The following is a 21,338-nucleotide window of genomic DNA, read 5'->3' as shown; positions in this document are numbered from 1 at the left end:
GAGATTGCGATGAAGTTTCAAGCGTGGTGGTTGGTCGGAGTCCTGCTAATTCTTTTTATGCCAGCGGGTTACGGCTCTGACGAGCCCGCCGGTGACCCGGCGGCCGAGGGCCGCTTCCTGGACCGCGTCCGCCAACTCACTTTCGAAGGACGACGGGCCGGCGAAGGCTACTTCTCGGCCGATGGATCCCGGCTGGTGTTCCAGAGCGAGAGGGAGACGGAAAACCCCTTCTACCAGATTTACGAGATGGACCTGACCGATGGCGAGACCCGCAGGGTGTCGAACGGAGTCGGGAAGACGACCTGCGCGTATTACATGGGGAGCGGCGAGGAGATCCTCTATTCCTCCACGCACCACGACCCCCGAAGCTCCGCGCAGCAGAAAGAGGAGTTCGAACTTCGCGAGTCGGGAGAGGAGCGTCGCTACGCCTGGGACTACGACCCGGAGATGGAGATCTACGTCACCGCCTCCGAGGGTGAATCGCGTCGACTCACCCGGACACGTGGCTACGATGCCGAGGGCAGCGTAAGCCCGAATGGTCGTTGGATCGTCTTTGCGTCGAATCGTCACGCCTACGGGGCCGCCGAGAAAGAAGCGGAAGTGCAGCGCCAACTCGAAGTCGACCCGGCGTTCTACAACGAGATCTATCGGATGCGATCGGACGGCCAATCCGTCCAACGACTCACCGATGTCGACGGCTACGACGGAGGGCCTTTCTTCACCCAGGATGGCAAGTCGATCGTCTGGCGCCGGTTTTCTCCTGACGGCCTCGTGGCGGACATCTGGATGATGGATGCCGACGGTGGCAATCCTCGACAGCTCACCGAGTTCGAATCGATGAGTTGGGCGCCGTACCCCCATCCGTCGGGCGCCTACGTCATTTTCACCTCCAACAAGCATGGCTTCGGCAATTTCGAACTGTTTATCGTCGACGTCGACGGACTAAAGCAGCCGGTACGCGTGACCCAGACCGATGGGTTCGACGGTCTTCCCGTTCCGTCGCCGGATGGTCGGACGCTGATCTGGACCTCGTCACGTAAGAGTGGGGGGAGGGATGGCGCCCAGTTGTTCATCGCCGACTGGAATCACGAACACGCGCTCGAGAAGCTACGAGTGGCACCAGACAGAGGGAACCCATGAGAAGAGCCGGATTACGATTGCGACGCACGCTGTTGATCGGAGCGCTGTTGCTGGCAGGGGGCGTGGCCCTGGGTGCCAGCGTCCGAGAGCACGTCGAAACCCTCGCCGGCGACGCCATGCAGGGAAGGCTGACTGGCAGCGACGGAGAACAGCAGGCGGCCGACTACATCGCCCAACAGCTAAAGAGCCTCGGCGCGCACCCGCTGCCGGGGCAGGACTCGTTCCAGATTCCGTTCGAGTTCACGGCCGGAATGAACGACGGTGGCTCCAGCGTCGCCGTCGCCAGCGGTGACGAGGTCTATCGAGAATTCCGTGGGACTGAGACGGTACAGGCCCTCTCGTTCTCCGACAATGAAACCGTCACCGGTCCCGTCGTCTTCGCCGGCTACGGCCTTGCGCTACCGGAGGGTGGTGACGTCGAGTACAACAGTTTCGTCGGTCTCGACGTCAAGGATAAGATCGTCCTTGTCCTTCGGTATGTACCGGAAGATGTCGACGCGGATATGCGTGCCACGCTGTCGCGCTACTCCGGCCTGCGCTACAAGGCCCTTCACGCCAGGGAACTGGGAGCGCGTGCGGTCCTGTTCGCCATCGGGCCACGATCCCCGAATGCCGGCGAGACGATTCCGGTGAGCTTCGATACCGCGTTGTCGGGCTCAGGAATCGTGGCGGCCAGCGTGTCGGCCGATGTCGTCGCGGCGTTGTTTTCGGGCGTCGAGGGGAAGGGTCTGGAGGAAGTTCAGGCGTCGCTCGATACCGGCAATCCCCACGTGAGTGGATTCGATCTACCGGGGGTCGAGGCGACCATCGAGACCCACGTCGTCCGCGAGAGGAAGGTGGGTCGCAACGTCGTCGGTTATTTCCCGGCACACTTAGCCGAGGGCTCGAAGGCTCCGGCCGAGGAGCGGGGGTGGGTCCTCGTCGGCGCCCATTACGACCATCTTGGGGATGGCAAGAATGGCAACTCACTGGCCAGCGGTGACGAAGTCGGAGCGGTCCACAACGGCGCGGATGACAACGCGTCCGGCGTGGCGGCGGTTCTCGATGTCGCGCGCCGACTCGCAAAGAAACCCGTCCAGCGGCGAGTCGCGTTCGCATTCTGGTCCGGTGAAGAGTTGGGCCTGCTGGGTTCGACGAATTTCGTCAACGGTAACGGGCTCGATCCCGAGGCCATTACGGCCTACGCCAACTTCGATATGGTCGGGCGGATGCGGGAGAATCGTCTAACCCTGCAGTCCGTGGGTTCTAGTTCGATCTGGCCGAAGATCGTCGAACAGAGCAACGTTCCGGTGGGCTTCGATATCAACACGCAGAGCGATCCCTACCTGCCGACGGATGCGTCCGTTCTCTATCAGGCCGGCGTCCCGACATTGAATTTCTTCACCGGAAGCCACGAGGACTACCATCGACCAAGCGACGATGCGGCAACGATCAATTACGCGGACCTGTCGCGAGTCGCACAGTTCGCCTCCATCGTCACCCGTAAGCTTGCCGCGCTCGAGAGTGAACCGGAGTGGCTCAAGGTCGATCCTCCGATTAGCCGCGGTGGGAGCCGAGATACCGTCCGCGCATTCACCGGGACGATCCCGGACTACACGACCGAGGTCGAGGGTCTCAAGCTGAGTGGCGTGGTCGGTGGCGGGCCTGCGGAACTGGCCGGGATGCGGGCCGGAGACGTGATCGTCGAGTTCGCCGGGCAGAAGATCGCCAACATCTACGACTACACCTACGCGCTGGATGCGGCGAAGATCGATGTCCCGGTGACTGTTGTCGTGGTACGAAACGGCGAACGTGTCACTTTCGAGCTGACGCCAACCGCAAGGGAATAAACGATTTGCGCTGGGGCTGGTCAAGGCGTCGTGAGGTCGATAGAATTGCGGCATGCTAAAAGAAACGACGACCCTCGAATTCGGCGAGAAGAACCTCGTTGACGCCTCTCTCTCCGAGACCGCTCATAAGATGGCCGGTTCGGAGATCCTCAAGATCGCTTCGGATATTCGCGGCATGGTGGCCGCGGGTGCCGAGATTTGCAATTTGACCGTCGGGGACTTCGACTCACGCTATTTTCCGATTCCTTCGGGCTTCGCGGATCGAATCCGGCAGGCGGTCTCCGACGGACAGACGAACTACCCACCCTCCGACGGGGTCCTGGCGCTGCGGGAGGCCGTTGCCGCTTACGTAGCCCGGAGCTGGGGAGTCGCGTATCCGGTCGAATCGGTCCTGATCGCAAGTGGGGCCCGACCGATCCTGTACGGGGCCTATCGCTGCGTGACGAACCCCGGAGATCGCGTCGTCTACCCGGTGCCCTCGTGGAACAACAATCACTACAGTGTGATCTGCAATACCGAGAGCGTCGTCGTCAAGACGCGCCCCGAAGACGGCTTCATGCCGACGCTCGAGCAGCTGGCGCCGCACCTGTCCGACGCACGGATGCTCTGCCTCAACAGTCCATTGAATCCGACGGGAACCGTCATCGACGAGGCCCATCTTCGAGACATCACAGGGGCCGTCGTCGAGGAGAACCGACGTCGCACGAAGACCGGAAAGCCCGCGCTGTTCCTCCTCCACGACCAGATCTACGCGTCTCTGGTCTTTGGTGCCTCACGACACTACATGCCCGTGGAATTGGTGCCCGAGGCGGCCCCATGGGTGATCAGCGTGGATGGCGTCTCGAAGGGATTCGCCGCGACCGGCCTGAGAGTCGGCTGGTTGCTGGCCGCGCCCGAGTTGACGCATCGGATGAAGGCCCTGATCGGTCACGTCGGAGCCTGGGCTCCTAAGCCCGAACAGGTGGCCCTTGCGGCATTCCTGAATGCCGACGACGAGGTCCGTACATTCCAGAAAGAGATGGCAGAGCGGGTTCGACAGCGTCTCAGTGCCCTGTATACCGGATTCAAATCCATGCACAGGGACGGGTATCCGGTCGACTGCATCGCGCCCCAGGGCGCCATCTACCTGTCGTTGCAGCTCAACCTCGTCGGTCGGTCCGCCGCCGGACGCTCCCTGACTGACAACGATGCGATTCGAAAGCTGTTGCTGGACGAGGCCGGGCTGGCCGTCGTTCCATTCCAGGCCTTCGGCTACGAGGGCGATACCGGGTGGTTCCGGTTGTCGGTGGGGGCCGTTTCGATGGAAGAAATCGAATCGAGCTTCCCGCGGATCCGCAAGCTCCTCGATACGGTCGAGTAGCAAGAGAACCGGCGAGTCGTCACCGACTCGCTTTGGTATAGTGAGCTTCTGAAATGTCGGGAACAATTGGTAGCGGCGCGTGGACTTGAACCACGGACCTAGGGGTTATGAATCCCTCGCTCTACCTCTGAGCTACGCCGCCCCGATCTCACGCGGGCCGCTACTTTAGCCCCGTGACGATCTGAGCGCAAGGGAACGGGCAGCGTGCATAAAGTCGTCTGTTTCAAGTGCTCGGTCGAGTCCGAGGATGTCAATCTACACAAGTGTCCGGTCTGTTTTAGGCACTTCTGTGAAGAACACGAACATCGCATGAGCGGGCGACCGTTCTGCAGTACCGGATGTGCGGAGTATTTCTTCTTCGCAGAGCCGGACGACTGACCCGCGCGATGGCTGACTTCCCCACTCGACGGCCGCGCCGACTTCGACGAACCCCGTGGTTGCGGAGTCTGGTTCGCGAGACGCGACTCCATAACGACGATCTGGTCTACCCGCTCTTTGTTCGGCAGGGCCAGGGTGTTCGCGACGAGATCCCTTCCATGCCCGGTCAATTCCACTTCTCGGTCGACAGGCTGGTCGAAGAGGTAGGGGCGGCGATCGAAGAGGGGATTCGTTCGGTCCTGCTCTTCGGCCTCCCGGATCGTAAGGACGCCGAGGGTAGCGAAGCCTGGGACGACGAGGCGGCCGTTCAGCGTGCGGTCCGCGAGTTGAAGCGGTCGTACCCGGAGCTCGTCGTGATGACCGACGTCTGTCTCTGCGAGTACACGGATCACGGCCACTGTGGGGTGATCGAAGACGGGGTCGTCGCCAACGACCCGACGCTCCAGTTGCTGGCCCGGGTCGCAGTCTCCCACGCGGCCGCCGGCGCGGATGTCATTGCTCCATCGGACATGATGGATGGACGCGTTGGCGCGATTCGAGAGGCCCTCGACGAGGCGGCGTTTGCGGATCGAATCCTCCTTTCGTACGCGGCGAAGTACGCGTCGGCCTACTACGGCCCGTTTCGCGAGGCTGCCGATTCTGCGCCGCAGTTCGGCGATCGACTCTCCTACCAGATGGACCCGGCGAACGGGGACGAGGCCCTCGGGGAAGTGGGGCTGGATCTGGACGAGGGGGCCGATATCGTGATGGTCAAGCCGGCGCTGGCGTACCTGGATGTGATTCAGAGCGTGAAGCAGACCTTCGGTGTTCCCGTCGCGGCATATAACGTCAGTGGCGAGTACGCGATGGTCGCTGCCGCGGCCAACGCCGGCTGGATCGACCGTGACCGTGTCGTGATGGAAACGCTGACATCGATTCGCAGAGCCGGGGCCGACCTGATCTTGACGTACCACGCGCGGGAGGCCGCGCGGCAACTAAACCGAGGCTAGGACACCATGCCTCGCAAAGATCTGGGCTCTCCCGGCCTATTCAAGGAATTCGAGGGATCGTTACAGCCATCGATCCAGGCGCGTCTCCGGGCGATGGCCCGTCAGCCGGTTCGTGCGGCAACCACCCACGGTCAGGTGAAGATCGAGCAGGACATCGAGACGATGGAGAAGCTGCGACGATGGGCGGAGGATCTTGCCACCCACTTCTCGCTGCGCTACAGCGCGATCGAGAAGGAACGGGACGATGCTCACGGCCACTACGGGATTTGTTACGCCGACGGCGTCATCCGCATTCGGTTGCGTCATGCACGTACGGGAAGGCTCCTCAAGGAGTCCAGCCTGGCCGATACGTTGTGCCACGAATTGGCGCATCTCCGGCATTTCGACCACTCGATTCGGTTCCGTCGTTTCTATCGTAGGATCCTCGATCGGGCGCGATTGCTGGGGTACTACCGACCGGGCCCGAACCGGCGACCGACGCCGATGCATCAGGGACTGTTGTTCGAATAGACGCGGGGGTTTTGATACGCATGAGCAGACTGTTCGATGAGGCCCAGCGATATATCGCGGGTGGTGTGAATAGCCCGGTCCGGGCTTTCAAGGGTGTGGGTGGAACACCGCTGTTCCTCGAGCGGGGCGAGGGTTGTCGCGTTCAGGACAGCGACGGCCGCTGGTACATCGACTACGTCGGGTCCTGGGGGCCCCTGATTGCAGGTCACGCGCACCCCGCGGTGGTCGAGGCGATTCAGGATCAGGCCCGTCGGGGAACCTCGTTCGGCGCTCCGTGCGAGCTCGAGACCCGATTGGCGGCGGCCGTCTGCGAGCGGGTGCCCGCGTGCGAGCGTCTTCGCTGCGTCTCAACCGGTACCGAGGCGACGATGTCCGCCATCCGGCTGGCACGAGGCGTGACCGGTCGCGAACGGATCGTCAAGGTCGAGGGTTGCTATCACGGCCATTTCGACTCGCTTCTTGTCGAGGCGGGTTCCGGTGTGCTGACGCTGGGGATACCGGGTAGCCCCGGTGTCCCGAAGGCACTTGCGGAGCTGACCCACGTCGTTCCGTTCAATGACGTGCCCTCCGTTGAAGAACTGTTCTCTCGCCATGGCGAAGAAATCGCCTGCATGATCGTTGAGCCGGTGGCAGGAAACATGGGCGTCATCCCACCGAGTGAGGGGTACCTGGAAGCGTTGCGACGCGTTACAGCCGATCACGGGGCTCTGCTGATCCTGGATGAGGTGATGACGGGGTTCCGGGTGGACCGCGGAGGCGCCCAGAACCGATTCGGCGTCCAGCCGGACCTCAGTTGTTTCGGGAAGGTTATCGGTGGCGGCTTGCCGGTAGCTGCCTATGGTGGACGAGCCGATCTCATGGAGCAGGTTGCGCCCAACGGTCCGGTCTATCAGGCGGGAACGCTATCGGGGAACCCGTTGGCCATGCGCGCAGGTCTCGCGACGCTGGCGTTGCTCGATGAGGACGGTGCTTACGACAGGCTGGAGCGAACGGCGGATCGACTGCATCGGGGCTGGAACGAGGCGGCCGAGCGCCACGGGGTTCCGCTCCGGATCAACCGGGTCGGTTCGATGCTGACGGGCTTTTTTACGAACGATGCGGTTAGCAATTTCAGTCACGCCGTGGCAGCCGACACGGCTCGATACGCCAGGTTCTTTCACGGCATGCTTCAGCGTGGCGTCTACCTTGCCCCGTCGGCGTTCGAGGCGGCGTTCATCTCACTCGCCCACGACGAGGGGCAGATCGATCAGACGATCGAGGCCATGGGCAGCGCCATGGGCGATTTCGACACGGAGAAAGACGGATGAAACTTCATTTCCACGGCCATGCCTGCTGGGAGGTCGAGACGAGCGGTCATCGGGTCCTCATCGATCCGTTTCTCCGTGAAAATCCTCTGGCGAAGATTGGTCCGGAACACTTCGAGACGCTCGACGCGGTGCTCGTGACCCATGGTCACTTCGATCACCTCGCGGATGTGGCGGAGATCGCTCGCCGCTGCGATGCCCTGGTTGTATCCAATTTCGAGATCGCCGACTATTTTTCCCGGCAGGAATGTCGCACGCACCCGATGCACATCGGTGGCGGTCGGGAGTTTCCTTTCGGTCATGTCAAGTGGACGATCGCCCACCATGGATCCACCGGCCCGAACGGGGAGGCACTGGGCAACCCGATGGGTGTGGTGTTGTCCGCCGGCGACAAGAAGATCTATCACGCAGGGGACACCGGGCTGTTTCTGGACATGAAGTTGATCGGCGAGGTCTGCGGTCCCCTGGACGTGGCGATCCTGCCGATCGGTGACAACTTCACGATGGGGATCGACGATGCTGTGAGGGCCGCCGAGTTCCTCGATCCGGCGTTGACGCTACCGATGCACTTCGACACCTTCCCGCCCATCGAGGTGGATGCGAACTCGTGGCTTTCGAAGATGTCTGCCGGAGGACGAGACGCGAAGATCTTGAATCCGGGCGAGTCGATCGACCTCTAGTTACTTGGCCCGTTCCGAGTAGGATCCGTCGATCGTGCTCACGCGGATCAACTCGCCTTGCTCGATGAACGACGGCACCTGGATGGTGACGCCGGTCTCCAGCTTGGCGGGTTTACGTTGCGCCTGAGCCGTGGCGTCCTTGATGCCCGGGTCCGTCTCGACGACCTTGAGGTCGACCGTCGCCGGAAGTTGGATTCCAAGCGGCTTACCCTCGAACCACTCCGTATCGACCATGGTGTCGGGCAAGAGATAGTTGACCGAGTCTCCGAGAGCATCAGCCATGATCGCTGTCTGTTCGTACGTCTCGGTATCCATGAAGTGATAGGCGTCGCCGTCGGCGTACAGGAATTGCATCTTCTTTGGTTCCAGGGCTACACGTTCGACATCTTCGCTGGAACGAAACCGCATGTCCTTCTGCGTCCCCTCGATGATGTTGCGGAGTTTGACCTGGATGTGGGCCCGTCCCTTGCCGGGGGTTACATGGTCCATGACCAGGACTCGGTAGAGTTGGCCGTCGATGCGGACCAGGTGGCCCTTTCGGATAAGTGTCGCCTTCATGGCTCGATGCTCTCCTGAACTATGGGCTTTCGCGTACGGAGTTAACTCTCGACACGTAGTTTCGTGTAGGCGGGCAAGATCTTCTTTTGCCCATGATCAGAAAAATGAATGGTCAGCTTGAGGTGCTTTTCCTTCCCTTCTCGGTTGACGATCTGTCCCACCCCAAAGCGCGGATGGATCACCCGAGAGCCGACAGAATAGCCATCTTCGGCGTCGGATGCACGCGACGGGCCGGCTACCACGGGAGGCGGGGCGGTGGATCGACGATTCGCCGCCCGGGCGGCGGACGAACCACCGCCGGAGGACCCTGAGTCGCCCAGCGGCGTCTGGTCGAAGAACCCCGGAACCCGGACCGGTGAGACGTCCTGGATCAGGTCGGTCGGGATCTCCGAGAGAAAGCGAGACGGGGGGTGGGGGATCAGGGCTCCCTGGACACGACGCACCGCCGCATGAGAAACGAACAGTCGTTTCATCGCCCGCGTCATGGCGACGTAGCAGAGACGACGCTCTTCCTCGATGTCCTCATCGGAGCCGCTGGCCATGGCATGGGGAAACAACTCTTCCTCAAGGCCCAGTAGGAACACCGCGGGAAACTCGAGTCCTTTGGCGCAGTGGATCGTCATCAACGTGACGCCGGGGCGCTCGCCGACCTCGTCGGCCCCCGCGACCAGTGCCGATCGATCGAGGAAGCCCTGAAGGTCCCCTCCGCCCACCTCGTCGGCGTACTCTGCGGCCGCGCTGATCAACGACAGGACGTTTTCCATCCGATCGCCACCCTGCCCGGCAAATGCCTTCTCCAGATACTCCTCGTAGTCCAGATCCTCGACCAACCGCTCAAGTAGATCCGCGACCGGTTGGTCGTCGGCCACATGCATCCGTGTCGTCACGAAATCGAGGAACTCCTGCAGCCGGCCGGCCGCTCGCTGGGGCAGGAGGCCCTGTTGTAGGGCGTGACCTGCTGCCTCCATCAACGGGAGCCCCAGGCCTCGTGCGACGTCGTCGATTCGCGACAGGGTCGTCGCCCCGATCCCTCGGGTTGGCGTATTGACGACCCGACGAAAGGCGATGTCATCCGACGGGTTGGCCGCGAGTTTCAGGTAGGCCAGGAGATCCTTGATCTCCTTTCGTTCGTAGAACTGGACGGAGCCGACGATCTGATAGGGCACACGGTCCCGTCTTAACATCTCCTCGACCTGACGAGACTGTGCGTTCGTTCGGTAGAGAACCGCGATCTCTTCCAGGGGCATCGAATCGGCCAGCTGCTGGATGCGTTGACTGACCCATGCGGCTTCGAGTCGATCGTCGGAGGCACAAAACAACTCCACCGGATCGCCGCGATCGTTGTCGGTCCAGAGCGTCTTCCCCTTGCGAAAGACGTTCTTTGCGATCACCGCTGACGCCGCGCGAATGATCGTGTCGCTGGATCGGTAGTTCTGCTCCAGCCGGATGACCGTCGTATCCGGGTGATCCTGCTCGAACTCGAGGATGTTTCTCAGTTCCGCCCCGCGAAAGCGATAGATGCTCTGATCCTCGTCGCCGACGACGCAGATGTTGCCGTGCGCGGCCGTCAGAAAACGAACCAACAGGTATTGCGGTCGGTTCGTGTCCTGGTACTCGTCGACGAGCAGGTACTCGCAGCGAGACGCGTAGCGGGCGGCGACCTCTTCGTGCTCTCGAAAGAGTTCCAGAGTACGGACCAGCAGATCATCGAAGTCCACCGCGTTGGCGCGGCGTAGAGCCTGCTCGTAGAGGCCGTAGATGCGGGCGGCCTGGCGACCCTCGGGGCTATAGGACTGCTTCTCGAGTTCTGCCGGGGAGATCATCCCGTTCTTCGCTCGAGAGATCTTCGACAGGAACGATCTTGGGGGGCCCGCACTCCGATCCACGCCCTCGGCCTTGAGGATCCTCTTGACGAGCGCACGCTGGTCGTCACCGTCGTAGATGTTGAAGCCCTCGGCGAGCCCGATCCGAGTGCCGTCCTGTCGGAGGATGCGTAGGCACAGCGAGTGGAACGTCCCGATCCAGGCGTTGAACGGATGGCCCGCCAGCCTCCTCTGAACCCGCTCCCGCATCTCGGCGGCGGCCTTGTTGGTGAACGTCACCGCAAGAATACGGTCGGGCTGTACGTCCTCATGGAGGATCAGATTGGCGATTCGATGCGTGATGACCCGCGTCTTACCGGAGCCCGCGCCGGCGAGCACGAGTAGGGGACCGGAGACATGGGTGACCGCGATCCGTTGCGGCTCGTTGAGGGCCCGCAGAAGATCCCCCTGATCGTTACTGGACTGATTGGTCTGCAACACGCCTCCGCTGAGAGGAGACGCATTCTACCAGCAGAGGACGGTGGTCGTCGGCCGTTATTCGACGGTGACGGACTTCGCCAGGTTACGCGGTTGATCGACATCGCAACCGCGAAGCAGCGCGATGTGGTAAGCGAGTAACTGCAACGGAAGAACCATCAGGAGCGGCGACAGAAGTTCGTGGGTTCGCGGCATGACGATGACGGCATCGGCCTTGTCGCGAAGTGCGGCGTCTTCCTGATCGGTCACGGCGATCACGATTCCGGAGCGTGCTTTCACTTCTTCTATGTTGGAGAGCATCTTCTCGTAGACGGAGTCTCTCGGCGCCAACGCGACGACCGGTAGCTCCTCGTCGATCAGCGCAATCGGGCCATGCTTCATCTCGCCGGCGGGGTAGCCCTCGGCGTGGATGTACGAAATCTCTTTCAGTTTCAGCGCACCCTCGAGTGCGATGGGATAGTTCACCCCGCGCCCGAGGTAGAGGAAGTCGTTGTGGTGCTGGAACCGGCGGGCGAGTTCCTGGATCGGTCCGTCGTCGGCGAGATAGCGTTCCATCTGTGCGGGGACGTGATAGAGCTGCTCGACGATCTGCTTCATCTCCGCGTCTTCGATCTTCCCGCGGACTCGTCCGATATGGAGCGCAAGTAGCGTGATGGCGACAAGCTGGCTTGTGAACGCCTTCGTCGAGGCGACACCGATCTCCGGGCCCGCATGAGTGTAGACCGTGCCCGTGGCTTCACGGGTCAGCATCGAACCCTGGACGTTGCAGATCCCCACCGTCTCGGCACCCTTGGACTTCGCCTCACGGAGGGCGGCCAGCGTGTCGGCCGTCTCGCCCGATTGAGAGATGAAGATCGGTAGCACCGACGCGTCGATCAGCGGTTGGCGGTAACGGAACTCCGACGCGTAGTCGACCTCCACCGGAACGCCGGCGAGTCGTTCGATGAGGAATTTTCCGACCTGCCCCGCATGCCACGACGTTCCGCAGGCAACGATCGCCATCCGCTTCACGTCGCGCAGTTGGTCATCGCTGAGGCCGATCTCGTCTTCCAGCAGAACGCTGGAGGACTCCAGCGAAACCCGACCCAGGAGCGTGTCTCTCACGGCCCGTGCCTGCTCGTGGATCTCCTTCAGCATGAAGTGCTTGTAGCCGTCTTTCTCCGCCATGATCGGATCCCAGGGGACGCGGATCGCCTCCTTCTCGATGGCGTTGCCAGCCAGATCGATGAAGGAGGGACCGTCTGCATCCACGACCACGATCTCGCCGTCGTCCATGAAGACCACGTCCTTGGTGTGGGAGAGGATGGCGGGAATATCGGATGCAATGAAGGTCTCGCCCTCACCGAGGCCGACGACCAGTGGCGGACCCTGTCGCGCCGCGACCATCAGGTCGGGCTCGTCAGCGGAGACCGCGACCAGTGCGTAGATCCCCTCCAGGCGCGGGAGTACGAGACGGAGCGCCTCAACCAGCCCGGATGCGCCGTCCTTGATCGCCTGCTCGAGTGCGTGGGCCACGACCTCCGTGTCAGTCTGGGTGACGAAGGTGTGCCCCTGGTCTTCAAGTTCGTGCTTGAGATCGACGTAGTTCTCGATGATGCCGTTGTGAATGACGACCAACCGCTCACTGCAGTCGCGGTGGGGATGGGCGTTCTCTTCGGTGGGGCGGCCGTGGGTCGCCCAGCGGGTGTGACCGATACCGTACTTGCCGCGGATAGGCGCTTGCTGGAGAACTGTCTCCAGATCCCGCAGCTTACCGGGGGCCCGACGGAGCTCGAGGCCGCCCTCGGAGTCGATCACGGCGATGCCGGCAGAGTCGTACCCGCGATACTCCAATCGACGCAGTCCCTCGATCAGCACCTCGACCGGGTCTTGCGGGCCGATGTATCCGACGATGCCACACATGGAGGATCCCTTTCCGATTCTGCGGACGTGGTCTGGGGCGCGAGCCCCTCACGGACCATCAATATAGGTCGGTAGCCTTACAAAGACGAGAGCGGCCCTCAGCCCCTGCGGGAAGTCTTCTTTTTTCGGGCGGCGGCTTTCGCGCGCCGCTTCTTGGCCCAGTTCGGGATGTTGCGTTGCTTCCCACGTGAGACGGCCAGCGCATCGATCGGGACATCCTCGGTAATCGTGCTGCCCGCGCCGACGTAGGCCCCGTGTCCGATACTCAGGGGCGCCACCAACTGGCTGTCGCTTCCGATGAAGACGCCCCGGCCGAGCTCCGTCCGATGTTTGCGCACTCCATCGTAGTTGCAGAAGATCGTCCCGGCTCCGATGTTGCACCCCGGCCCTATCTCAGCATCTCCGAGGTAGGCCAGATGGCTCGCCTTGCTTCCCTTGCCAAGGTGGGTCTTCTTGAGTTCAACGAAGTTACCGACGCGAGAGTCTGCACCCAGGTGACTGTCCGGTCGCAGATGGGCGAAGGGACCGACTTGCGCCCCGCGGTCGATGCGACACTGTTGCACGACACAATGATCACGGATCTCCACGCTGTCACCGATCGTGGAGTCCACGATGCGGCAACCCGGTCGAATGACGACGTCTCGGCCGATCCGGCAGGCGCCCTCAACCATAACGTTCGGATAGAGAACGGTATCGGGGCCCACGTTGGCCCGGGGATCGACGAACGTGGTCGACGCGTCCAGGAACGTTATGCCTCGTGACTGTAGCTCCTGCGCCTTTCGCTTGTAGAGAGTCTGTCCGGACTCGGCCAGTTCAGCCCGCGTGTTGACGCCGAGAACCTCCGCCGCATCGTCGTGACGCACCGCGATGACGCGTTCGCCGGCCGAAAGCAACGCGTGCACGGCGTCGGTGATGTAGTACTCGCCCTGCTTGTTGTGGGGGCGAACTCGTGCGAGGGTTCGCAGGAGTTTGGCGGGGTTCGCCGCATAGATCCCCACATTGATCTCGCGGATCTTCCGCTCCGCCCGACTCGCATCCTTGTGCTCGACGATTCGCTGAAAGACGTCGTTCTCGTTGCGCACGATTCGTCCGTAGCCCGCGGCATCGGGGATCTCCGCGGAGAGGACGCTAAGCGCTGCGCGACTGCGACGGTGTTTGTCCAGGAACCTTCGGAGCGATGCCGTGCGAAGGGTCGGCAGGTCGCCGTTGACGACCAGAAGCGTGCCCGTCTGGCGGAGTTCCTTCTTTGCCTGCAAAACCGCGTGGCCGGTTCCGAGCTGCTCTCGTTGCATGGCAAAACGAGTGTCGTGTCCGGATAGCGCGTGTTTGACCTGATCCGCCTGGTAGCCGACAACCGTCACCGTCCGACCCGGTCGCAGACCGGAGGCGGCGTCCAGCACGTGAGAGACCATCGGTTGACCCGCAACCGGATGAAGCAGTTTGATGGTGCGTGAGCGTAAGCGGGTGCCCTTACCCGCGGCCAGCACGAGCACCGTGAGCGTCGGTCGACCTGCAGCCACGTCAGACTCCAGTAGGCGTGGGCTCGATGATGTCGATGAACGAGGGCTCCTCGCGGATTCGCTCAAAGTCGGGATCGTTGGTCGCCTGGAAGCGGATTGTCGGATCGATGGCGATCGCCTGTCGGAGATCCGCAATTGCGGCATCCGCACGAGCCTGAAGCGCCCAGGCGGACGACCGAGCAAAGAGAAGACGGGCCGATCCGGGCTCGGTCTGCAACGCTCGATCCAGTAACGGGATGGCCTTGTCGGCGTCGCCCGCGTTCATCATGAGGACCGCGCTTTTGTACAGGTCTTCATTGCTGTTGGGTGCAGCCGGCTCGGGAGCCTGACGACGTTCGCAAACGGAGATGTAGGTGCGGCATCGGTCGATGAGAACCGTTTCCAGAGGATTCTCCGCAATAATCCGTATGAAGTTTGCGTGGGCAGTGGTGATGTCACCCTTCTGGAGCTGATCCAGGGCGGCCGTGAACTCGGCAATCGCTTTCTGGTAAATCTTGTCGTTTTCGGTGTTCGATGGCATGACTCTCGATTCCTCCGGCTGGTGTAGGGAGCCGACCTCTCGGCGGCATGGCATGATAGCGGCCCGTCCCATCCGCTTTCAACTAGACCCCCTGGAGACTCGATGACGGAAGGATTTGTAGGCCTGGGCAGCAACCTGGGCGATCGGCGTGCCTACCTGGAGGCGGCGATTCAAGATCTGGCCACCGCCGGCATCGAACCGGTGTGTTCATCGTCGGTCTGGGAGACGGAGCCGGTTGGAGCGGGAGTGGGAGGTTGGTTCTGGAACATGGTGGTCCGAGTCCAGACCGAACTCAGCGCCGAATCCGTCCTGGAACGACTGTTGGAGATCGAGGCTCGCAACGGCAGGACGCGAGATGGCGACCTTCGACCACGGACCCTGGACCTCGATCTCCTCGTCCTGGGCGATGTTCGCCTCGAGCTACCGCGGTTGCACCTACCGCACCCAAGAATGTGGGAACGCTCGTTCGTGCTCGCGCCTCTGGCGGAGATCGCCGCGGACTGGGTCGACCCGTGGACCGGGAGGAACCCACGCACCGCGCTCGCGGAGCTCTCAGATCCGGCGAAGGTGCGGTGCATCGGTTCTCTTGCCTCGGCTGTCGGAGCCCCCCTATAATCGTCGCCTGGGTACGGGAGCCCGATTGTGAAATTCAGATCCATCGCCGTCGAAGGTCCTATCGGGGTCGGCAAGACCTCGTTCGTCGACCTGTTGGCGCGTAAGTTCGATGCACACAAGGTGCTCGAGGATCTCGAGAATCCGTTTCTGCAAGAGTTCTACGAAGATAAGGCGGGGGCGGCGTTCCAGGCGCAGCTCTTCTTCCTTCTGTCGCGTCATCGGCAGTTGCAGGAGTTGGCACAACGGGATCTATTCAGTCAGGTAACGCTTTGCGATTACATCTTTCCGAAGGACAAGATTTTCGCCTACCTAAACCTGGATGACAGCGAGCTGCTGATCTACGATAAGCTCTACGCTATGCTCGAACAGCAAGTGCCGAAGCCCGATCTCGTCATCTTCCTTCAGGCCGAGACCCCGACGTTGACCTCGAGAATTCGGCGACGTCACAGAAAGTACGAGTCCGAGATTTCGGAGACTTACGTGAACGAGGTCAGCAAGGCCTACAACTACTTCTTCTTTCATTACACGGATACCCCATTGCTCGTCATCGATACCAGCGCGATCGACTTCGTTCATCAGAAGGAGCACCTTGATGAACTGGTCGAGCAGATCAAGAAGATGGAGCGCGGCGTGCAGTACTATCGACCACTAGGTTCGTCCGTCTGAGTCCGAGGATGAAACCCGCATCGGCTGAACGTTCCTTCGACCCGAGAGGGCGGGGAGAAAAAGGAGGCCACAGTGACCGGAAATAGCCGCAAAATGACGGTCCCCAGGTTCCAGCAGCGAAAAGGTGAGGGGCCGCCGTTGGTCATGCTCACGGCGTACGACGTTCCCACCACCCTGGCTGCGGAGGCCGCCGGAGTCGACGCGATTCTTGTGGGCGATTCGCTGGGGAATGTACTCCTCGGGCACGAGAGTACGCTGCCGGTGACGATGGACGAGATGGCACTTCACGCGCGCAGTGTCGGTCGGGCGCGAAAGAGCGCACTGCTCGTCGTCGATATGCCATGGCTCAGCTATCACATCGATCCACGCGAATCGGTGCGGAACGCCGCGCAGCTCGTTCGTGTGTCCGGAGCGGATGCGGTCAAGGTCGAGGGTGGTCGGAAGCGGGTGGACGCGATTCGCGCCATCGTGGACGCCGAGATACCCGTGATGGGTCACCTGGGGCTGACGCCTCAGTCGGTCTTGCAGATGGGTGGTTACAAGGTGCAGGGGCGCGCGGCGGCGGAGGCCGAACGAATTCGCGAGGACGCGGAAGCGATTGTCGAGGCGGGTGTCTTTTCGATGGTGCTGGAGGGAGTGCCTCCGAAGCTCGCCAAGCAAATCACCGGCGACGTTAGTGTGCCGACCATCGGGATCGGCGCCAGCCCCGCCTGCGACGGACAGGTGCTCGTCTACCACGACCTACTTGGAATGCTGCCCGGACCGTCGCCCAAATTTGTTCGCCGCTATGACGAGTCGTTCGATCGCCATGTCAAGGCGATCAAGCGTTGGTCGGACGACGTACGGGAGCGCAGCTTCCCGGCAACCGATGAGACGTACGAATAAATGGAGCTCATTCGAAGCGAGCACTCCATGCGAGAGTTGAGCGCCCGTGCCCGATCGCGGGGGCTTCGTGTCGGCCTGGTTCCGACGATGGGTTCCTTGCACGACGGGCACCTGCACCTCGTGCGGGCAGCGCGGGAGACCGCCGATGTCTCGGTGGTTTCGATCTTCGTCAATCCCGCTCAGTTCGGATCCGAGTCGGACCTGGAGAGCTACCCGCGTGACCTGACGCGGGATGCCGATCTCTGCATCCAGGAAGATGTCGACTATCTATTCCATCCCGAGGCGGCCGAGATCTACCCACCGGGCGATGTGACCCGCGTCGATCCGGGACGCGTCGGCGAGGTGCTTGAGGGTGCCAGTCGCCCCGGTCATTTCCGAGGAGTCGCAACGGTCGTTCTGAAGCTGATCGAGATCGTGCGTCCGCACGTTGCTGCCTTCGGTGAGAAGGACGCCCAGCAGCTGGCGGTCGTTCGGCGGATGGTCCAGGACCTGCTTCTGGGCGTCGAGATTCTCGCCGTGCCGATCGTGCGCGACGACGACGGTGTCGCTCTCTCGAGTCGCAATCGCCACCTCTCGTCGGAAGACCGCACCCGGGCTCAGGCGTTGTCGCGTGCCCTGGAGGCGGCCCGTTATGTGCTCGAGGAAGGGCAGAACGACGTCGAGGAACTGAAGTCGGCGGCCCGCGAGGTCCTCGAGGGGGAGGAGGGTGTCGCCCCCGACTACGTGGAGATCATCGATGAGGCGACGTTCGAGACGGTGGATCGACTCGGAGCCGCTACTCGGTTGGTATTGGCCGCGGAGGTCGGTGGAATTCGACTCCTGGATAACGCGGAGCTGCGTGATCCATCGTCGGTTCAGCAGCGCCCAGTAGCCGCGAGATCTTGACATGTCTAGAATACCTACAGCCTACGGCCTCGCATATCAGTTGCGGGGGGACGTGGGGGAGGAATCCCGATGAACGGTAAGAGTCGAATGAATCGAACGATGTTGCGCTCGAAGGTGCATCGCATCGCCGTGACCGGTTGCGACGTCGAGTACGAGGGTAGTCTTACCCTGGATCGCATGCTGATGGACGCGGCGGACATGGTGCCGTACGAAAAGATCGATGTGTACGACGTCGATAACGGGAATCGATTCTCGACCTATCTGATCGAAGGCGAGCCCGGGAACGGTGAGTGCTGTGTAAACGGCGCGGCCGCTCGTCTCGTGGAACTTGGCGACAAGCTCATCATCGCGTCGTACGCGGAAGTCGCCGCCGACGATCTGTCCGATTATCGTCCGACCGTCGTGTTGATCGGTGCCGGCAATCACATCAAGCACGTCAAGGAAGACGAGGCGGCCGGCGTTCGCGTGAACTAGCCGGTCAGTATTCTCTTGAGGAACGCTCCGGTGTGAGAGCGGCGCGAGCGAGCGATCTTTTCCGGTGACCCCGTCGCGAGGATCTTTCCGCCCTTCTCCCCACCTTCCGGGCCAAGATCGATCACCCAATCTGCGGTCTTGATCACATCGAGGTTGTGTTCGATGACGATGATCGTATTTCCGCTGTCGATCAGTCGCTTGAGGACGCCGAGCAGCTTCTTGATGTCCTCGAAGTGTAGACCGGTTGTAGGCTCGTCCAGCAGGTACAGAGTGCGTCCCGTGGCACGCTTTGAAAGCTCCCGGGAGAGCTTGATGCGTTGTGCTTCGCCGCCGGACAGCGTCGTCGCTGCCTGCCCCAACCGGATGTAGCCGAGCCCCACGTCAAACAGCGTCTGCATCTTGTGCCGGATCTGCGGCACGGCGTCGAAGAACTGAAGGCCCTCGCGGACCGACATGTCGAGGACCTCTGCGATCGATCGGCCCTTGTACTGAATCTCCAGTGTCTCGCGGTTGTACCGTCGCCCCGCACAGACATCGCAGGTCACGTAGACATCGGGCAGAAAATGCATCTCAATCTGCAGGACGCCGCCGCCCTCGCAGGATTCGCATCGTCCGCCTCGTACGTTGAACGAGAAACGGCCGGGTTTGTAGCCACGCATCCGTGCTTCGGGAACCTGCGAGAACAGCTCGCGAATCGCGGTGAACACGCCGACGTACGTGGCCGGATTCGAACGGGGCGTTCGGCCGATCGGCGACTGATCGATGTCGATCACCTTGTCCAGATGTTCGACGCCGTCGATCTTCCGGTGGGCGCCCGGTTCGTCCTCTGCGCCGTGAAGCTCGTGCGCGAGTTGACGATGAAGGATCTGATTGACGAGCGTGCTCTTGCCGGAACCGGAAACGCCGGTGACACACGTCATCACACCGATCGGAAAATCGACATCGATGTTGTCGAGGTTGTTCTCGGATGCGCCGATGATCCGCAGAACGCGTTTGTCCGCTTTCCGACGCTCGGTTGGAAGTTCGATCGCCTCGCGGCCCGAGAGATAGGCACCCGTCAACGACTTCTTGTTGCGGATAATCTGTTTCGGTGTACCCATGGCGACGATCTCCCCGCCGAGTTCCCCGGCGCCGGGTCCGAGATCGACGACGACATCGGCGGCCCGGATCGTCTCCTCGTCGTGTTCCACGACGATGACCGTGTTATCCAGGTCACGCATCGAGGTCAACGTATCGAGTAGTCGTTGGTTGTCTCGCTGATGTAGCCCGATCGAAGGTTCATCCAGGATGTACAGGACACCGGTAAGCCTGGAGCCGATCTGGGTGGCGAGGCGGATCCGTTGACTCTCACCGCCGGAGAGCGTGCCGGCGCTTCTATCCAGAGACAGATAGCTGAGGCCGACGTTGTTGAGGAACCCCAGTCGTTCCGAGATCTCCTTCAGGACGACCTTGGCGATCGCCTGCTCTCGCTTCGTCAGCTTGAGGCTTGCGTAGAACTGATCCGCCTCCGCCACCGACATCGCCACGTGTTCCGCGGCGTTGCGGCCACCGACCGTCACCGCGAGGCTCTCGGGTCTCAGGCGGGCGCCGTCGCAGTCCGGGCAGGGACGAATAGCCATCCGACGTTCGAGTTGGGCGCGTCGTCGTTCCGATTCAGTCTCGCGATGACGCCGCTCGAGACTGGCGATGATGCCTTCCCAACTCTTGGTGAATTCGTAAGTCGTGCGTTTGCCCTTCCAGAGGAAGCGAAACTCGCGATCGCCGGCTCCCTCCCAGAGGATCTTCTTGAAACGGGCAGGCAGCTTCTTGTACGGGGTATCGGGGGAGACCTTGTAGGCCGGAAACAGACTTGTCTCGAGTAGTTGCCAGCGGTTGGCGTCGCCCCAGGCGAGCGCGCCTTCCCGCAGCGACTTCATCTCATCGATGATCAGGAGGTGCGGGCTGAAACTCTTCTTCGATCCAATCCCGTCACATTCCGGGCAGGCGCCATAGGGCGAGTTGAATGAGAACATCCGTGGCGCAAGCTCGGGTACCGAGATCCCGCAGTCCTGACAGGCCAGATGACGGCTGAACAGATGGTCCTTCCCACCCTGCACGGCGACCATCACCATCCCGTCGGCGGCGGTCAGCGCCGTCTCGACCGAGTCGGTCAGGCGACTCTTCAGATCCGGTCCGACCACAAGTCGATCCACGACGATCTCGATCGTGTGCTTCAGCTTCTTGTCCAGCTTGATGTCGTCGGCGAGGTCGTGGATCTCGCCGTCGATCCTGGCCCGGACAAATCCTGTGCGGGCGGCGTCCGCCAGTTCTTTTCGATACTGACCCTTTCGGCCGCGGACAATCGGCGCAAGGATCTGTATTCGCGTGCCGGTCTTGAACTCGAGGATGGCGTCGACGACCTGCTGCACGGACTGAGCTTCGATCGGCTTGCCACACTCATGGCAGTGAGGCCGCCCGACCCGTGCGAACAGCAGTCGAAGGTAGTCGTAGATCTCGGTAACCGTGCCGACGGTGGACCGGGGGTTGCGGTGGGTGGTCTTCTGCTCGATCGAGATGGCGGGGGAGAGTCCTTCGATGGACTCCACATCCGGTTTCTCCATCTGCTCGAGGAACTGTCTCGCATAGGCCGACAGCGACTCGACGTACCGTCGTTGACCCTCGGCGTAGATCGTGTCGAAGGCGAGGGACGACTTCCCGGAACCGGAGACGCCGGTAATGACGATCAACTTGTTCCGCGGTAGCGTCAGGTCAATCCGTTTGAGATTGTGCTCTGAAGCGCCGTGGATGACGATGTCGGAAACGGCCATGAGAACTCCGCATTGT

At 61.9% G+C, this 21,338-nt stretch carries 18 protein-coding genes and 1 tRNA gene; 12 read left to right on the top strand and 7 right to left on the bottom strand.

The genetic code is table 11. From position 1 onward, the window contains the following. Positions 1–9 precede the first annotated feature (9 nt). Genes OES25_04790 through OES25_04780 form a run of 3 tightly spaced genes read left to right on the top strand, consistent with a single transcriptional unit; the run spans position 10 to position 4,329 of the window. On the top strand, positions 10–1,140 hold the full coding sequence (locus OES25_04790) for a hypothetical protein (GenBank protein MDH3626957.1): 1,131 nt from the start codon (positions 10–12) through the stop codon (positions 1,138–1,140). Further along, complete coding sequence (locus OES25_04785) at positions 1,137–2,969, top strand: M20/M25/M40 family metallo-hydrolase (protein MDH3626956.1); 1,833 nt, start codon at positions 1,137–1,139, stop codon at positions 2,967–2,969. Before OES25_04790 ends, OES25_04785 begins: the two co-directional genes overlap by 4 nt. A 52-nt stretch (positions 2,970–3,021) precedes the next feature. Then, positions 3,022–4,329 carry an aminotransferase class I/II-fold pyridoxal phosphate-dependent enzyme gene (locus OES25_04780; GenBank protein ID MDH3626955.1) on the top strand — a complete coding sequence of 436 codons (1,308 nt, stop codon included), beginning with the start codon at positions 3,022–3,024 and terminating at the stop codon, positions 4,327–4,329. A 67-nt stretch (positions 4,330–4,396) separates the two neighbouring features. On the opposite strand, the gene OES25_04775 is transcribed toward OES25_04780, so the two are convergent. Then, positions 4,397–4,471, bottom strand: a tRNA-Met gene (locus tag OES25_04775). 244 nt (positions 4,472–4,715) lie between these two features. On the opposite strand from OES25_04775, the gene hemB reads away from it, so the two are divergent. Genes hemB through OES25_04755 form a run of 4 tightly spaced genes read left to right on the top strand, consistent with a single transcriptional unit; the run spans position 4,716 to position 8,190 of the window. Continuing rightward, the gene (gene hemB, locus OES25_04770; protein MDH3626954.1) at positions 4,716–5,696 is read left to right on the top strand and encodes a porphobilinogen synthase; all 981 of its coding nucleotides are present in this window, start codon (positions 4,716–4,718) and stop codon (positions 5,694–5,696) included. Between the two features lie 6 nt (positions 5,697–5,702). Then, a complete protein-coding gene (locus tag OES25_04765) occupies positions 5,703–6,206 on the top strand; it encodes a DUF45 domain-containing protein (protein ID MDH3626953.1) in 504 nt (167 codons plus the stop codon). Between the two features lie 20 nt (positions 6,207–6,226). Next, the gene (gene hemL / locus OES25_04760) at positions 6,227–7,513 is read left to right on the top strand and encodes a glutamate-1-semialdehyde 2,1-aminomutase (GenBank protein MDH3626952.1); all 1,287 of its coding nucleotides are present in this window, start codon (positions 6,227–6,229) and stop codon (positions 7,511–7,513) included. Continuing rightward, positions 7,510–8,190, top strand: coding sequence for a metal-dependent hydrolase (locus OES25_04755; GenBank protein MDH3626951.1), 681 nt, complete (start codon positions 7,510–7,512; stop codon positions 8,188–8,190). The genes hemL and OES25_04755 overlap by 4 nt, the downstream gene beginning before the upstream one ends. Here the strand turns inward: OES25_04755 and efp are convergent, their stop codons facing one another. The 5 genes from efp to OES25_04730 form a co-directional block, all read right to left on the bottom strand. Next, positions 8,191–8,748: an elongation factor P gene (gene efp, locus OES25_04750; GenBank protein MDH3626950.1), complete on the bottom strand. Its 558-nt coding sequence runs from the start codon at positions 8,746–8,748 to the stop codon at positions 8,191–8,193. A 41-nt stretch (positions 8,749–8,789) separates the two neighbouring features. Beyond that, entirely contained in the window at positions 8,790–11,051 is a 2,262-nt protein-coding gene (locus OES25_04745) for a UvrD-helicase domain-containing protein (protein MDH3626949.1), read from the bottom strand. 54 nt (positions 11,052–11,105) lie between these two features. Beyond that, a complete protein-coding gene (gene glmS / locus OES25_04740) occupies positions 11,106–12,950 on the bottom strand; it encodes a glutamine--fructose-6-phosphate transaminase (isomerizing) (protein ID MDH3626948.1) in 1,845 nt (614 codons plus the stop codon). 98 nt (positions 12,951–13,048) lie between these two features. Then, positions 13,049–14,470, bottom strand: coding sequence for a bifunctional UDP-N-acetylglucosamine diphosphorylase/glucosamine-1-phosphate N-acetyltransferase GlmU (gene glmU, locus OES25_04735; GenBank protein ID MDH3626947.1), 1,422 nt, complete (start codon positions 14,468–14,470; stop codon positions 13,049–13,051). A 1-nt stretch (position 14,471) separates the two neighbouring features. Then, positions 14,472–14,990, bottom strand: coding sequence for a tetratricopeptide repeat protein (locus tag OES25_04730; protein ID MDH3626946.1), 519 nt, complete (start codon positions 14,988–14,990; stop codon positions 14,472–14,474). Positions 14,991–15,092: 102 nt separating this feature from the next. Here OES25_04730 and folK point away from each other — a divergent pair, with 102 nt between their 5' ends. From folK to OES25_04705, 5 genes are all read left to right on the top strand, one after another. Then, the gene (folK, locus tag OES25_04725; protein ID MDH3626945.1) at positions 15,093–15,605 is read left to right on the top strand and encodes a 2-amino-4-hydroxy-6-hydroxymethyldihydropteridine diphosphokinase; all 513 of its coding nucleotides are present in this window, start codon (positions 15,093–15,095) and stop codon (positions 15,603–15,605) included. A gap of 27 nt (positions 15,606–15,632) precedes the next feature. Beyond that, the gene (locus tag OES25_04720) at positions 15,633–16,271 is read left to right on the top strand and encodes a deoxynucleoside kinase (GenBank protein MDH3626944.1); all 639 of its coding nucleotides are present in this window, start codon (positions 15,633–15,635) and stop codon (positions 16,269–16,271) included. A 93-nt stretch (positions 16,272–16,364) separates the two neighbouring features. After that, positions 16,365–17,156, top strand: a complete 792-nt coding sequence (panB, locus tag OES25_04715; protein MDH3626943.1) for a 3-methyl-2-oxobutanoate hydroxymethyltransferase — start codon at positions 16,365–16,367, stop codon at positions 17,154–17,156. Continuing rightward, positions 17,157–18,041, top strand: a complete 885-nt coding sequence (panC, locus tag OES25_04710; protein ID MDH3626942.1) for a pantoate--beta-alanine ligase — start codon at positions 17,157–17,159, stop codon at positions 18,039–18,041. 87 nt (positions 18,042–18,128) lie between these two features. Continuing rightward, entirely contained in the window at positions 18,129–18,515 is a 387-nt protein-coding gene (locus OES25_04705; protein ID MDH3626941.1) for an aspartate 1-decarboxylase, read from the top strand. Here OES25_04705 and uvrA read toward each other — a convergent pair. Then, positions 18,512–21,322 (bottom strand): excinuclease ABC subunit UvrA, encoded by a 2,811-nt coding sequence (uvrA, locus tag OES25_04700; GenBank protein MDH3626940.1) that lies wholly within the window; start codon positions 21,320–21,322, stop codon positions 18,512–18,514. The two genes, OES25_04705 and uvrA, sit on opposite strands and share 4 nt — an antisense overlap. Between the last annotated feature and the right edge of the window lie 16 nt (positions 21,323–21,338).

It is taken from the genome of Acidobacteriota bacterium (genome assembly GCA_029861955.1).
Classification (GTDB): domain Bacteria; phylum Acidobacteriota; class Polarisedimenticolia; order Polarisedimenticolales; family Polarisedimenticolaceae; genus JAOTYK01.
Note: the sequence above shows the minus strand (reverse complement) of the source record. Positions and strands in the feature narration are given on the sequence as shown.